The sequence below is a fragment of the Amphibacillus indicireducens genome, from assembly GCF_039539605.1.
GTDB classification, from domain to species: Bacteria; Bacillota; Bacilli; order Bacillales; family Amphibacillaceae; genus Amphibacillus; species Amphibacillus indicireducens.
In genome coordinates this window covers 1-13,370 of the sequence record NZ_BAABDL010000100.1, presented here as the reverse complement: position 1 = coordinate 13,370, position 13,370 = coordinate 1, and the positions used below count along the sequence as shown (strand labels likewise).

12 protein-coding genes, 2 tRNA genes and 2 rRNA genes (1 of these 16 running past the window's edge) are annotated in these 13,370 nt (G+C 38.1%); 13 read left to right on the top strand and 3 right to left on the bottom strand.

Translation table 11 applies throughout. The annotated features are described in order from the left end of the window. The 9 genes from ABD814_RS09345 to tsaD all read left to right on the top strand — a co-directional run. Positions 1 to 992 (top strand): 23S ribosomal RNA (locus tag ABD814_RS09345); it begins 1,909 nt to the left of the window's first position. 193 nt (positions 993 to 1,185) lie between these two features. Then, positions 1,186 to 1,298, top strand: a 5S ribosomal RNA gene (gene rrf / locus ABD814_RS09340). 49 nt (positions 1,299 to 1,347) lie between these two features. After that, a tRNA-Met gene (locus ABD814_RS09335) sits at positions 1,348 to 1,424 on the top strand. A 96-nt stretch (positions 1,425 to 1,520) separates the two neighbouring features. Beyond that, positions 1,521 to 1,597 (top strand) — tRNA-Asp (locus ABD814_RS09330). A 139-nt stretch (positions 1,598 to 1,736) separates the two neighbouring features. Beyond that, the gene (gene thiL / locus ABD814_RS09325; RefSeq protein ID WP_344912502.1) at positions 1,737 to 2,708 is read left to right on the top strand and encodes a thiamine-phosphate kinase; all 972 of its coding nucleotides are present in this window, start codon (positions 1,737 to 1,739) and stop codon (positions 2,706 to 2,708) included. 9 nt (positions 2,709 to 2,717) lie between these two features. Beyond that, complete coding sequence (gene tsaE / locus ABD814_RS09320; protein WP_344912501.1) at positions 2,718 to 3,167, top strand: tRNA (adenosine(37)-N6)-threonylcarbamoyltransferase complex ATPase subunit type 1 TsaE; 450 nt, start codon at positions 2,718 to 2,720, stop codon at positions 3,165 to 3,167. Continuing rightward, entirely contained in the window at positions 3,164 to 3,859 is a 696-nt protein-coding gene (gene tsaB, locus ABD814_RS09315) for a tRNA (adenosine(37)-N6)-threonylcarbamoyltransferase complex dimerization subunit type 1 TsaB (protein WP_344912499.1), read from the top strand. The genes tsaE and tsaB overlap by 4 nt, the downstream gene beginning before the upstream one ends. Beyond that, positions 3,852 to 4,298, top strand: a complete 447-nt coding sequence (gene rimI, locus ABD814_RS09310; protein WP_344912497.1) for a ribosomal protein S18-alanine N-acetyltransferase — start codon at positions 3,852 to 3,854, stop codon at positions 4,296 to 4,298. Before tsaB ends, rimI begins: the two co-directional genes overlap by 8 nt. Next, positions 4,295 to 5,326: a tRNA (adenosine(37)-N6)-threonylcarbamoyltransferase complex transferase subunit TsaD gene (tsaD, locus tag ABD814_RS09305; RefSeq protein ID WP_344912495.1), complete on the top strand. Its 1,032-nt coding sequence runs from the start codon at positions 4,295 to 4,297 to the stop codon at positions 5,324 to 5,326. The genes rimI and tsaD overlap by 4 nt, the downstream gene beginning before the upstream one ends. 242 nt (positions 5,327 to 5,568) lie before the next feature. On the opposite strand, the gene ABD814_RS09300 is transcribed toward tsaD, so the two are convergent. After that, on the bottom strand, positions 5,569 to 7,506 hold the full coding sequence (locus ABD814_RS09300) for an ABC transporter ATP-binding protein (RefSeq protein WP_344912493.1): 1,938 nt from the start codon (positions 7,504 to 7,506) through the stop codon (positions 5,569 to 5,571). 177 nt (positions 7,507 to 7,683) lie between these two features. On the opposite strand from ABD814_RS09300, the gene ABD814_RS09295 reads away from it, so the two are divergent. Next, on the top strand, positions 7,684 to 8,322 hold the full coding sequence (locus ABD814_RS09295) for a redox-sensing transcriptional repressor Rex (protein ID WP_344912491.1): 639 nt from the start codon (positions 7,684 to 7,686) through the stop codon (positions 8,320 to 8,322). 24 nt (positions 8,323 to 8,346) lie between these two features. On the opposite strand, the gene ABD814_RS09290 is transcribed toward ABD814_RS09295, so the two are convergent. Both ABD814_RS09290 and ABD814_RS09285 read right to left on the bottom strand, forming a co-directional pair. Then, positions 8,347 to 8,550 (bottom strand): YdiK family protein, encoded by a 204-nt coding sequence (locus tag ABD814_RS09290; protein ID WP_344912489.1) that lies wholly within the window; start codon positions 8,548 to 8,550, stop codon positions 8,347 to 8,349. Positions 8,551 to 8,557: 7 nt separating this feature from the next. Continuing rightward, positions 8,558 to 9,265, bottom strand: a complete 708-nt coding sequence (locus tag ABD814_RS09285; protein WP_344912487.1) for a CPBP family intramembrane glutamic endopeptidase — start codon at positions 9,263 to 9,265, stop codon at positions 8,558 to 8,560. A 206-nt stretch (positions 9,266 to 9,471) separates the two neighbouring features. On the opposite strand from ABD814_RS09285, the gene groES reads away from it, so the two are divergent. From groES to ABD814_RS09270, 3 genes are all read left to right on the top strand, one after another. Next, on the top strand, positions 9,472 to 9,756 hold the full coding sequence (gene groES, locus ABD814_RS09280; RefSeq protein ID WP_344912486.1) for a co-chaperone GroES: 285 nt from the start codon (positions 9,472 to 9,474) through the stop codon (positions 9,754 to 9,756). Positions 9,757 to 9,804: 48 nt separating this feature from the next. After that, a complete protein-coding gene (gene groL / locus ABD814_RS09275; protein WP_344912484.1) occupies positions 9,805 to 11,430 on the top strand; it encodes a chaperonin GroEL in 1,626 nt (541 codons plus the stop codon). Positions 11,431 to 12,115: 685 nt separating this feature from the next. Beyond that, a complete protein-coding gene (locus ABD814_RS09270; RefSeq protein WP_344912482.1) occupies positions 12,116 to 13,207 on the top strand; it encodes a glycerol dehydrogenase in 1,092 nt (363 codons plus the stop codon). Positions 13,208 to 13,370 lie beyond the last annotated feature (163 nt).

The following is a 13,370-nucleotide window of genomic DNA, read 5'->3' as shown; positions in this document are numbered from 1 at the left end:
GCGGCCGTAACTATAACGGTCCTAAGGTAGCGAAATTCCTTGTCGGGTAAGTTCCGACCCGCACGAAAGGTGCAACGACTTGGGCACTGTCTCAACGAGAGACCCGGTGAAATTATACTATGCGTGAAAATGCGCATTACCCGCGACAGGACGGAAAGACCCCGTGGAGCTTTACTGTAGCCTGATATTGAATGTCGATACGATTTGTACAGGATAGGTGGGAGCCGTAGAAGCGTGAGCGCTAGCTTACGTGGAGGCGTCGGTGGGATACCACCCTGATCGTGTTGACCTTCTAACCCAGGACCGTGATCCGGTTCGGAGACAGTGTCAGGCAGGCAGTTTGACTGGGGCGGTCGCCTCCTAAAGAGTAACGGAGGCGCCCAAAGGTTCCCTCAGAATGGTTGGAAATCATTCATAGAGTGTAAAGGCAGAAGGGAGCTTGACTGCGAGACCTACAAGTCGAGCAGGGACGAAAGTCGGGCTTAGTGATCCGGTGGTACCGCATGGAAGGGCCATCGCTCAACGGATAAAAGCTACCCCGGGGATAACAGGCTTATCTCCCCCAAGAGTCCACATCGACGGGGAGGTTTGGCACCTCGATGTCGGCTCATCGCATCCTGGGGCTGTAGTCGGTCCCAAGGGTTGGGCTGTTCGCCCATTAAAGCGGTACGCGAGCTGGGTTCAGAACGTCGTGAGACAGTTCGGTCCCTATCCGTCGTGGGCGTTGGAAGTTTGAGAGGAGCTGTCCTTAGTACGAGAGGACCGGGATGGACATACCGCTGGTGCACCAGTTGTTCCGCCAGGAGCATGGCTGGGTAGCTACGTATGGAAAGGATAAGTGCTGAAAGCATCTAAGCATGAAGCCCCCCTCAAGATGAGACTTCCCATCATTAGAGTAAGATCCCTCAGAGACGATGAGGTAGATAGGTTCGAGGTAGAAGCGTGGTGACATGTGAAGCTGACGAATACTAATCGATCGAGGACTTAACTAAATTAAAAGGCTGAAACGACCGTTTAGCAACGTACGCACTGGACTGAACCGAAGGAAGTGGCGCTAGTTGCTGGGAGTTGAAGCTAGATTAAATTAAAAGCGGCGTGATCCGTGATTTAAATAATTGTTTGTTGATGACACTTGTCAGTTGCACTTCTTATCTAGTTTTCAGGGTATATCAATTATATCCATGGTTTAGTGACGATAGCGGAGAGGTCACACCTGTTCCCATACCGAACACAGAAGTTAAGCTCTTCAGCGCCGATGGTAGTTGGGTTTTCCCTGCGAGAGTAGGACGTCGCTAAGCCAGAACAATTTTTAATAATATTGTTCAAAATTAATTATTTTTATATTGTCGCGGGGTGGAGCAGTCTGGTAGCTCGTCGGGCTCATAACCCGGAGGTCGTAGGTTCAAATCCTGCCCCCGCAACCAAAATTTGTTTCACGTACTACGTTGAATAATCACCGTTTGCTAGTGAAACAACAGTAGTGCCTTAGTGCAACCAAAATTTGTTTCATGTACTACAATGGTCCGGTAGTTCAGTTGGTTAGAATGCCTGCCTGTCACGCAGGAGGTCGCGGGTTCGAGTCCCGTCCGGACCGCCATTTAAATTAAAATGTTAAACTGTTTTTTCTATCACCAAATAGAAAAAACAGTTTTTTTGATTACATAATTTGCAGATTATTTCTATTCCTAATATTTTTTGCTATGATAGGTGTAGTTAATGAAAGGATGTTTAGCTACATGAATGAATTTGATTTTATCCGATCAATTAAGCAATCAACATATCGAAATTCAACGACAATAAAAGGTATTGGGGATGATGCAGCTATTTTTCGTCAGCCCTATCAAGATATAGTGACTGCCGTTGATACATTTGTAGATGGAATTCACTTTTCAAATAAAACAATGAAACCTTTTCATGTTGGATATCGAGCGCTAGCGGCTAATATTAGTGATATGGCTGCGATGGGTGCAGATCCTATCTCTTATCTCGTTTCGATTGTTGTTCCATCACATTACTCTGATCAAGGTTTAGCCGAGATTTATCGTGGTCTGGATGTAATTGCTAAAGAATATCAACTCGATTTAATTGGTGGAGATACAGTTACTGGCGAGCAACTTGTTTTATCTGTTACAATAAATGGAGCAGTTATGCGTGATAAAGTACGCTACCGTCATTTAATGGAGCCGGGTGATGTTATTTTTGTAACGGGAACGATAGGTGATTCATCGGCTGGACTTGAATTATTATTAAATGAACAGTCAGACCTAAATGGGGCCGAATATTTAATTAATCGACATCGGATGCCAACTCCTCGAGTAAAATTTGCTAAAGCATTAGCATCAATTGATCGGATTGCTTTAAATGACATTAGTGATGGTATTGCGAGTGAAGCGAATGAATTAGCTCAAGCTTCCAACTTAGCAATTTACTTAGAGGAACGAGATCTTCCTATTTCTAATGCACTTAAGCAATTTACACGAAATCAACAACTAAAATATATCTTAAATGGAGGAGAAGATTTTGAACTGATCGGATCAGTTTCTCCATGCAATTGGCAAAAAGTTAAGCAAATAGCTAAGCAAACTGAGACGCCGGTTGTTATAATTGGTAAAGTAAGAGAAGAAGGAAAAAATAATGGTACTGTTTTTATTAAGAATAATAATGACTATAACAAGCTACGTCCAAGTGGCTATGTTCATAAAAATTAAGGTGATTGAATGAAAACAATTAAAGTAGCTTCAGAAACTGAAACAAACAGACTAGCAAAAAAATTAGCTCAAATATTGCGTCCGAATAGTGTGATTACGCTAACTGGTGATTTAGGTGTTGGTAAAACGACATTTACCAAGGGATTTGGTCAAGGACTTGGGGTCAAGCGGACAATTAATAGTCCGACTTTTACGATTGTTAAAAGTTATCAAGCGGAAATCCCACTTCATCATATTGATGCGTATCGACTTGAAGATAGTGATGAAGATATTGGCTTTGATGACTATTTTTCCGATCAAGCGATTACAGTTGTCGAATGGCCACAATTTATTAATTCATTTTTGCCAGAGGAACGATTAGAACTTTTGATTGAACGTTTAGATGGAGACTCACGATTAATTACGCTCAATCCAATTGGTTCATATTATGAAAATGTATGTGAGGAGCTTAGTAGATGACGATATTGGCAATTGATACATCAAGTGAAATTTTAGCAATCGCTTTGGCTCAAGAAGGAAAAGTAATAGCTGAGTATAGTTCGCTCAGTAAAAATAAACATTCCAAACGATTGATGCCAGCAGTCGTTCAATTATTAAAAAGTGTCGATATTAAACCGAAAGATCTAAAAAAGATAGTAGTCGCAAAAGGGCCGGGATCATATACAGGTGTTAGAATTGGTCTATCTACAGCAAAAACGTTAGCTTGGACATTAAAAATTCCTGTTGTTGGTCTATCAAGTTTAGAGGCTTTAACTTTACAAGCACAAGGCAGGAACACATTAATATGTCCTTTTTTTGATGCTAGAAGAGAACTTGTATACACGGGTTTATATGATCAAAATGGTCAATCGATAATTGATGATCAAAATTGTTTAATGTCAGATTGGTTAGAAGAGTTAGCAAAAATAGATCAGCCAATTATTTTTATTAGTCCTGATTTAGATTCATTTAAAGAAACCATTACTGATCGCTTAGGTGAACGAGCAATCTTTATCGCAGAAGGCCTTAACACGACTCGTCCTGGCTTATTAGCGCTTTCTGGGGCCCAAGGTAAGGAAGAGGATGTCCATCAGCTTGTACCAAGCTATTTAAGACTTGTTGAAGCTGAAGTCAATTGGTTGGCCAATCAAGGGGAGCAATCAAATGAATGATATTGTGATTCGTCCGATGGGGCTCAGTGATCTTGATCAGGTTGAGGAGATTGAAAGAAGGTCATTTGCAACGATTTGGACGAAAAGTTTATATAAAAAAGAATTACTTGAGAATAGCTTTGCTTGTTATTTTGTCATTGAAAAGGAACAGCAAATGATTGGATTTTGCGGGCTTTGGTTAGTAATTGATGAGGCACAAGTAACGAACATAGCTATTGATCCGACTTACAGAGGGCAGGGTTATGGTACATTACTATTTCAATATATGATCAAATATGCAATGACAAAAGGTGCGACTAATTTATCATTAGAAGTGAGAGAATCGAATAACCAAGCACAGAAATTGTACCAGAAATTTGGTTTAGAAAAAGCGGGTATTCGAAATAATTATTATACAGATAATAATGAGGATGCGATTGTGATGTGGGTGAGATTATGAGTCAAAATAAAGAAACTTATATTTTAGCGATTGAAACAAGTTGTGATGAGACAGCAGCTGCAATTATTAAGGATGGTCATGAAATCGTCTCAAACGTGGTGGCTTCTCAAATAGAGAGTCATAAACGTTTTGGTGGTGTTGTTCCTGAAATTGCTTCTAGACATCATGTTGAGCAAATTACTCATGTTTTAGAAGAGGCTTTTACTAAAGCAAATATGACAGCTGAAGATATTGATGCATTCGCTGTTACAGAAGGCCCAGGATTAGTGGGGGCATTATTAGTTGGTGTGAGTACTGCAAAAGCTTTAGCATTTGCTCACGACAAACCGTTAATTGGTGTCCACCATATTGCAGGACATATTTATGCCAATCGATTGATTGAAGAATTTCAATTTCCTTTACTCGCCTTAGTCGTTTCAGGAGGCCACACAGAGCTTGTTCTCATGCAAGAACACGGTCAATTTGAGGTGATTGGTGAAACGAGGGATGATGCAGCGGGAGAAGCTTATGATAAAGTGGCTCGAACGATGGGACTTCCTTATCCGGGTGGTCCAGAAATTGATCGACTTGCCAAACAAGGTAAAGACAACTTAGATTTCCCGCGTGCATGGTTAGAAGAAGGTTCGTTTGATTTTAGCTTTAGTGGTTTAAAATCAGCTGTAATCAATACACTTCACAATGCTAAGCAAAAAGGGATTGTACTAGAAAAAGCAGATATCGCAGCAAGCTTTCAAGCAAGTGTTATTGATGTTTTAGTTGAAAAAACCTATCGAGCAGCCAAAGAAAATAAAGTAAACCACGTTATAATCGCTGGCGGAGTTGCAGCAAATAGTGGTTTAAGAACCGCTTTAGAGGAGAAATTTCGCGATCAAAAAGTGAAATTATCAATTCCACCTCTATCTTTATGTACAGATAATGCGGCGATGATTGGTGCAGCTGGGATGATTGCTTATCAAAAAGGCAACCGCTCAGATTGGGGAATGAACGCAAATCCAGCCTTAGATTTAGAGATGTATGGAAATCGGTAAAAATACTTACACACAACATATCCACATAACTGTGCATAAGTTTTTCGAAATCAAGTGGAGTAACAAGGTGCTTGTGCACAAAAACGGTGGATAACAACCACTTCATCTGTGGATAATGTGCATAAGTCAGTTAATAACTGATAAAGTAAGGTTTTGCTTGTGGACAAATACTTGGATGAAAAAGAGATTACTTTTGCTATCGTTAAGTTAGATAACATTAAAGTAATCTCTGTTTTTAACAATTATTCAACTAAATCTTCTTGTAAAACTTCCCACTCTTCCATCAATGTCTCAATTCGTTGATTTAATTCTTGATTGTGTTTTGTGAATTCCAGCGCTTTTTCATGGTCTTGGTACACTTCTGGTTTAACAAGTTCAGATTCATTAGTGCTTATTTTTTCTTCCAGCAAAGTTATTTCTGTTTCTATTTCTTCAATACGTCTTAAACGTTTTCGCTCTTGCTGTTTTTTCTGCTTTTCTTCATGATAGTTTGTTTTTGGCTCGGTTATTGCTGTTTTGGTAACCGAATTTTCTTGATTCAGTGCTTCGATCTCAGCTTCTTCTTGTTTCTTTGCTAAATAATAATCGTAATCACCTAAATAAACCGTAATTCCACCATGACTTTGTTCAAAAATATGTGTGGCAATTTCATTAATAAAATAGCGGTCATGTGAAACAAAAATAATCGTTCCGGGAAAATCGATTAAAGCAGCTTCTAGAATCTCCTTACTTGTTAGATCTAAATGGTTAGTTGGTTCATCTAAGATGAGTAGGTTAGCTTGTTTCATCATTAATTTAGCTAAAGCTAGTCGAGCTTTCTCTCCACCACTAAGTGTGGAGACAGGGCTCAATACATCATCCCCTGAAAATAAGAAATTCCCTAAGATTGTCCGAATCTCCTGTTCATTAACATGGGGAAATTCATCCCACAACTCCATTAAGGCTGTCTTTCGCGAATGAAGTTTAGCGAGTTCTTGATCGTAGTAACCTACCTCTACGTTAGTACCAAACGTCAGCTCACCAGTCGTAGCTTTATATTCAGAGATGATTGTTTTCAATAATGTTGTTTTACCTACCCCGTTAGGACCGACCAAAGCGATTCTATCTTGGCGGTTCACGTTAAAACTTAAATTTGAAAAAGTAAACGTTTCTTCATTAGGATATCGATATGATAAATCTTTGACTTTTAATACATCATTTCCACTTCTGCGTTTAATACTGAAGCTAAAAGAAGCTGCTGATTCATCACCTTTTGGCACGTCTAGTCGTTCCATTTTTTCAAGTTGTTTCCGTCGACTTTGTGCACGTTTAGTTGTCGATGCTCGTACTAAGTTACGTTGGACAAAATCTTCCATCCGCTTAATTTCAGTTTGTTGTTTCTCGAATGCTTTTGACTCTCTTTCATAATCAAGTGCTTTTTGGTGTAAATATTTCGTATAATTGCCATGATACTTTTTTGAACGCTGATGAGCAATTTCATAAACAATATCCACCGTATGGTCGAGAAAATAACGATCGTGTGAAACGATCACAACAGCACCTTGATAACTACGTAAAAATTGTTCTAACCACGATAACGTTGTAATATCTAAATGGTTAGTCGGTTCATCCAAAATTAACAGATCTGGTCTAGAGAGCAATAATTTTGCTAAAGCAAGTCGTGTCTTTTGCCCACCGCTTAACTCATGAATTGGTGTGTTAAAATCATAATCAGCAAAGTTCAAGCCGTGTAAAACCGCTTGAATATCAGACTCATATTGATAACCACCGCTTGCTTTAAACATTGTCAGTCGATGATCATATTGATTCAGTAATTGTTGATAGCGCGATTGATCAGCAAGTAAATCGGGATCACCCATTTTCGCTTCCATTTCTCGCAAATTTTTTTCTTCTTCAATTAACGAGCTAAAAACTTTTTTCATTTCATTCCAAATCGTTTCATCGGTTTCTAGACCTGTATGTTGATCTAAGTAACCAAGTGTCACATCTTTTGATCGATGGATTTCCCCTTCATCATAAGATAAAATCCCAGCCATTATTTTTAAAAGGGTTGATTTACCAGAGCCATTTCGACCGACAATTGCGATTCGATCGTTTGACTTCACTTCTAGCTTTATATTGTCTAAAATGGTTTCAGCACCAAATCGTTTTACTAATTGATTAATTTGTAATAAAATCATGATTATCCACCTCATCTATCTCAATATATCGTATCATTTGCCTGTAAACTAAGCAAAATAAAGATTATTTTCAAAATATCCACGTTTAAAAAGACATTCAAGCAATTATTTGTTACACTATTAACAAAGATTATGATCAGAGATGAACAATGATCATTTATAGAAGGAGAGTAATTGATGGAGTTAAATAACAAAATCCCTCAAGCCACGGCAAAAAGACTTCCCTTATATTATCGCTTCTTAAACAATTTGCACATTCAGGGGAAAACGAGAGTGTCATCAAAGGAATTAAGTGAAGCGGTTAAAGTTGATTCTGCAACAATTAGACGAGACTTTTCTTATTTTGGAGCACTTGGAAGAAAGGGTTATGGCTACAATGTCGAATATTTATTAGAATTTTTCCGCAAAACTTTGAATCAAGACACAGTTTCAAATGTTGCCTTAATTGGTGTTGGGAATCTTGGTACTGCTTTTTTACATTACAATTTCTCTAAGAGCAATAATACTAAAATTATTCGGGCATACGATGCCAATCCTGATGTAATTGGCACAGAAGTTGGCCACGTGTTAATTGAAGATATTAATCAGCTCGAAGAGACATTGGCTAATATTGACGTTGCAATTTTAACTGTTCCAGGATCAGCTGCCCAGAGTGTAACGGACAAATTAGTAAAAGCAGGAGTAAAAGGGATCTTAAACTTCACACCTGCCCGAATTACCGTTCCAACAGAAGTCCGCGTGCATCATATTGACTTGACCGTTGAATTACAATCATTAATTTATTTTGTTGAACATTACCCAATGGATAAGAAGTAAGCAACAGGCTACCAAGCTTGTTGCTTACTTTTTTTGATGACGTTTTATTTTAATGTGAAATTGGAGAAAGCGGATGCCGACGCCAAACTCTAGTGTTGCCAAAATAACTAGAAGAATCGTTAATGGCTTAAAAACTGTCTCATCAATGGTTTGAAAAGCAAAATAAATAAAAATCGCACCCATAATGAAGTAAAAAATTGCACTTCTTAATGGTGATACTCTATGCATAAGAAAATTATCCCCCTATTAAGATCATCTGAATGAAATTGACTTGTTCAAGTAGTTCTGCTGGGAAGGTTAATTGAACAATGACAACAAATGTATTCATTAATACATGTGCCATGACCGGTACAATGATTCGCTTTGACTTTACATAGACAAAAGCAAATACAAAGCTCATGACGAAATAAATATGTAAGTGAGTAAAGTCGTTATGGACAACAGCAAAAATTAACCCAGAAATAATACCAGCGATCCAAAAATTTGATCGTTTAAATATTTCACCAAAAATAATTTTTCTAAAAATAAATTCTTCTAAAATGGGTCCAACAATTGCGACAACAATTATGAAGATTGGGTATGCACGAGCGATCTGCATAATTTCAACTGTATTTTGTGATTGCTCAAGTTCGCCGAAAATTGACGCATAAATGATATTTGCTAGCGCTTGACCAAAGATTGCCATAAAGAACCCGATCACAATCCAAACAAAGGTCATCACTGGACTAGCAAAGTTTCGATCGTTGAATGGCTCCTCTGTTTTATGCAATAAAATAATCGAAACAAATAAAGCAACTAAAAAACTCAACACTTGCCAGTTCATCACGATATTGTTATGGCTTGTTAGATCAAGTTCATTTGAGATTAAGATCTTAGAGACAAGCAGTGGAGACAACTGTGCAAAAAGATACACAAAAATAACACCAATATATCGTTTAACCATAAATATAAACCCTCCCAATCAAAACATCAATATACGTATTCTAACATAAAATGAATAAATACAAAGTTGAAGTTAAATTTTTTTAAAAAATGATCACTTTACTTGCATATTGAAGGTATATTTATTATTATAATAATTGTGTTAGCACTCGAAGGTGATGAGTGCTAAAAATTAAACAGTCAAATAAATGGAGGAGGTTTTTAAACATGTTAAAACCATTAGGAGATCGTGTCATTATTGAACTCGTAGAAGAAGAAGAAAAAACAGCAAGTGGTATTGTCTTGCCAGATTCGGCAAAGGAGAAGCCACAACAAGGCCGTGTTGTTTCTGTTGGTACAGGTCGTGTCGCGGATAACGGTTCCAAAATTACTCCAGAAGTAGAAGAAGGAAATCTCGTTATTTTTGCAAAATTTGCAGGCACAGAATTAAAGTATCAAGGAAAAGACTACTTAGTTCTACGTGAAGATGATATTTTAGCCGTAATCGGTTAATTAAAACAAGATGAAATAAATACTTAGACAATAGGAGGAATTTTACAAATGGCAAAAGAAATTAAGTTTAGCGAAGACGCGCGTCAATCGATGTTGCGCGGTGTTGATACATTAGCAAATGCAGTAAAAGTAACATTAGGACCAAAAGGCCGTAATGTTGTTTTAGATAAGAGCTTTGGTTCACCATTGATTACAAATGATGGGGTAACAATTGCGAAAGAAATTGAATTAGAAGATCGCTTTGAAAACATGGGAGCACAACTTGTTTCTGAAGTTGCATCGCAAACAAATGATGTCGCCGGGGATGGAACAACGACAGCAACTGTTTTAGCACAAGCAATGATTAAAGAAGGCTTGAAAAACGTTGCATCTGGTGCAAACCCAGTTGGTGTCCGTCGTGGAATTGAAAAAGCAGTTGATCAGGCAGTAAACGAACTTAGAAAAATTTCAAACACAGTTGAAGATAAAGAATCAATCGCACAAGTTGCAGCGATTTCTGCAAATGATGAAGAAGTTGGCCAGCTAATTGCTGAAGCAATGGAGCGCGTTGGCAATGACGGCGTTATCACTGTTGAAGAATCAAGAGGATTCAGCACAGAGCTAGAAGTTGTTGAAGGGATGCAATTTGATCGCGGTTATGCATCACCATATATGGTAAGTGACCAAGATAAGATGGAAGCTGTTTTAGAAGATCCATATATTCTTGTAACAGATAAGAAAATTAACAACATTCAAGACGTCTTACCAGTGCTTGAGCAAGTTGTTCAACAAAGCAAGCCATTACTACTCATTGCAGAAGATGTTGAAGGAGAAGCACTTGCAACACTTGTTGTAAACAAACTTCGTGGCACATTTAATGCAGTAGCTGTTAAAGCACCAGGATTCGGTGACCGTCGTAAAGCAATGCTTGAAGATATCGGTACCCTTACAGGTGCAGAAGTTGTTACTGAAGATCTAGGACTTGATTTGAAATCAACAACAATTGAGCAACTCGGTCGTGCAGCAAAAGTTGTTGTGACAAAAGAAAACACAACAATTGTTGACGGCGCTGGTAATCCAGAAGTGATCTCATCACGTGTACAACAAATCCGTGCACAAATTGAAGAAACAACATCTGAATTTGATAAAGAAAAACTACAAGAGCGCTTAGCTAAATTAGCTGGCGGAGTAGCTGTCGTAAAAGTTGGAGCTGCAACTGAAACAGAACTTAAAGAGCGCAAGCTTCGGATTGAAGATGCCCTTAACTCAACACGTGCAGCTGTTGAAGAAGGAATTGTTTCAGGTGGTGGTACAGCACTAATGAACATTTACGCAAAAGTTGCTGAACTTGATCTTGAAGGTGACGAAGCAACAGGTGCAAGCATTGTACTACGCTCTCTAGAAGAGCCAGTTCGTCAAATTGCAACAAACGCAGGTCTTGAAGGATCAATTGTTGCTGAGCGTCTAAAACGAGAAGAACTTGGTGTTGGTTTTAACGCAGCAACTGGTGAGTGGGTAAACATGGTTGAAGCGGGAATCGTTGACCCAACTAAAGTAACACGTTCTGCATTACAAAATGCAGCATCTGTTGCAGCGATGTTCTTAACAACTGAAGCAGTTGTTGCTGACATTCCAGAAGAAAACGCTGGCGCACCTGATATGGGTGGCATGGGTGGAATGGGCGGCATGATGTAAGTTTTCTCCTTACATTGTGAAGTAGTGTGAATCAAAATTAAAGTGTATTGAGAAGTCCACTTCTTGTTATTCTGATGAATAATGGGAGGTGGATTTTTTGTTCGCCCAGCATGAGCAAACATTAAGGGTGAAAGTGGATACCAACTCTACGAGAAAGAAAGGACATAACATGACAAGCATGTACGAGAGAAAATTACTCAATCAAAAACGCATTCCTAAAACTAGAGTGTAAATTTCACTTTAGTGGCGAATGAGGTTCTTTTTATTTGTGTATACTATATAAAAGTGGAACCATATATTTTAAAAATTGACTTTGGTACCAATCTCTTTACTATTTTATTTCTTATTACTCGGAATTCGTGATGGTGATCTGTTAACGAAAGTTCATGTCCTGTACTATGCGATCATCATACAGTACTCTAAAGACTCCAAAAGAATAAGTTACTCGACCTTACGCTTTTTGTATATATTCAAACTCAAATTTTTGTGTGCGTGACCGAATTAAATATTAGTAACTAAGAATCAGTCAAGAGTCAATTTTACTTGATTTCTGATTGATATACTTAATAAGCATCCATTTGCATTGAGCTAAATGTTCTTATATAATTATAGGTGAAAGAATCCACAAATCAAAAAGTAGTTTTGTTAGAATGCATTCACAAAAAATACTAGGAGTGGGATAATAATGAATAAAAAAGTCTTTATATCACCAGGTGCTTATATTCAAGGTGCCGGAGTATTAAATACAATTGGAAATGAAACAAAAAAAATTGGGAATAAACCTCTAGTATTATCAGATGATATCGTGTGGGAGCTTACGAAAGATACAGTGACAAAAAGTTTCGAGGCAGCCAATATTGACTATTTCTATGCAGAATTTCATGGTGAATCGTCAGAGTCTGAGATTGAGCGTCTAGCAGATATCGGCAAGGAGCATTCCTCTGATTTGGTAATTGGTGTTGGTGGAGGAAAAACAATCGATACAGCCAAAGCAGTAGCAGATTTTTTAAAGCTACCAGTAATTATCGCACCAAGTACTGCGTCAACAGATGCACCAACTAGTGCGTTGTCCGTCATTTATTCCGATGAAGGAGTTTTTGAAAGTTATAAATTCTTTGACAAAAATCCAGATTTAGTATTAGTAGACTCAGAAGTGATTGTCAATGCACCACCTTATCTCTTTGCTTCTGGAATTGGAGACGCTATGGCTACATTAGTTGAGAGTCGAGCGTCACAAAAACGAAACTCAGATACAATGGCAGGCGGTAAAGCCACTTTAGCAGCTCAAGCGATTGCAGAGAAAGCAGAAAAAGTATTATTTGAACAAGGTGTTTCCGCGTATGAAGCCGCTAAAAAAGGTTTGGTTACTCCTCAAGTTGAAGCTGTAATTGAAGTGAACACATTACTTTCAGGATTAGGTTTTGAAAATGGTGGACTTGCAGCAGCTCATGCGGTGCACAATGGATTCACAGCCTTAGAAGGAAAAATCCATGACTTGAGTCACGGACAAAAAGTTGTTTACGGAATCTTAACTCAGCTAGTTCTTGAAGGAAGAACGGACGAAGATATTTTGCGTTATGTAGAATTCTTTAAGAAGCTTTCTTTACCAACAACATTAAAAGAGATGCATTTAGATGATGTACCTTATGAAGACCTATTGAAAATTGGTGAACTAGCAACAGCTGAAGGAGAAACTTCCTTGAATATGGATCCAAATCTAACCGCTAAACAAGTAGCCGATGCATTACTTGCTGTTGATACACTGAGTAAAAATTAATAACGATCATCCCTAAAAGATTTGAATAGAGGTTCTATGTTTTTTAGTGTTGAGAATATTTGAAGGAGATGCAGTTTTCACTGTGTCTTCTTTTTTTATTGTTTAGGAAATTATAAAATTCGTTAGTTGTGGATAACTTTGTGTTAAAATCTAATTATCATAT

Coding starts and splice junctions, on each gene's coding strand:
- thiL (WP_344912502.1), top strand. CDS start 1,737: ATGAATGAATTTGATTTTATCCGATCAATTAAGCAATCAACATATCGA.
- tsaE (WP_344912501.1), top strand. CDS start 2,718: ATGAAAACAATTAAAGTAGCTTCAGAAACTGAAACAAACAGACTAGCA.
- tsaB (WP_344912499.1), top strand. CDS start 3,164: ATGACGATATTGGCAATTGATACATCAAGTGAAATTTTAGCAATCGCT.
- rimI (WP_344912497.1), top strand. CDS start 3,852: ATGAATGATATTGTGATTCGTCCGATGGGGCTCAGTGATCTTGATCAG.
- tsaD (WP_344912495.1), top strand. CDS start 4,295: ATGAGTCAAAATAAAGAAACTTATATTTTAGCGATTGAAACAAGTTGT.
- ABD814_RS09300 (WP_344912493.1), bottom strand. CDS start 7,506: ATGATTTTATTACAAATTAATCAATTAGTAAAACGATTTGGTGCTGAA.
- ABD814_RS09295 (WP_344912491.1), top strand. CDS start 7,684: ATGGAGTTAAATAACAAAATCCCTCAAGCCACGGCAAAAAGACTTCCC.
- ABD814_RS09290 (WP_344912489.1), bottom strand. CDS start 8,550: ATGCATAGAGTATCACCATTAAGAAGTGCAATTTTTTACTTCATTATG.
- ABD814_RS09285 (WP_344912487.1), bottom strand. CDS start 9,265: ATGGTTAAACGATATATTGGTGTTATTTTTGTGTATCTTTTTGCACAG.
- groES (WP_344912486.1), top strand. CDS start 9,472: ATGTTAAAACCATTAGGAGATCGTGTCATTATTGAACTCGTAGAAGAA.
- groL (WP_344912484.1), top strand. CDS start 9,805: ATGGCAAAAGAAATTAAGTTTAGCGAAGACGCGCGTCAATCGATGTTG.
- ABD814_RS09270 (WP_344912482.1), top strand. CDS start 12,116: ATGAATAAAAAAGTCTTTATATCACCAGGTGCTTATATTCAAGGTGCC.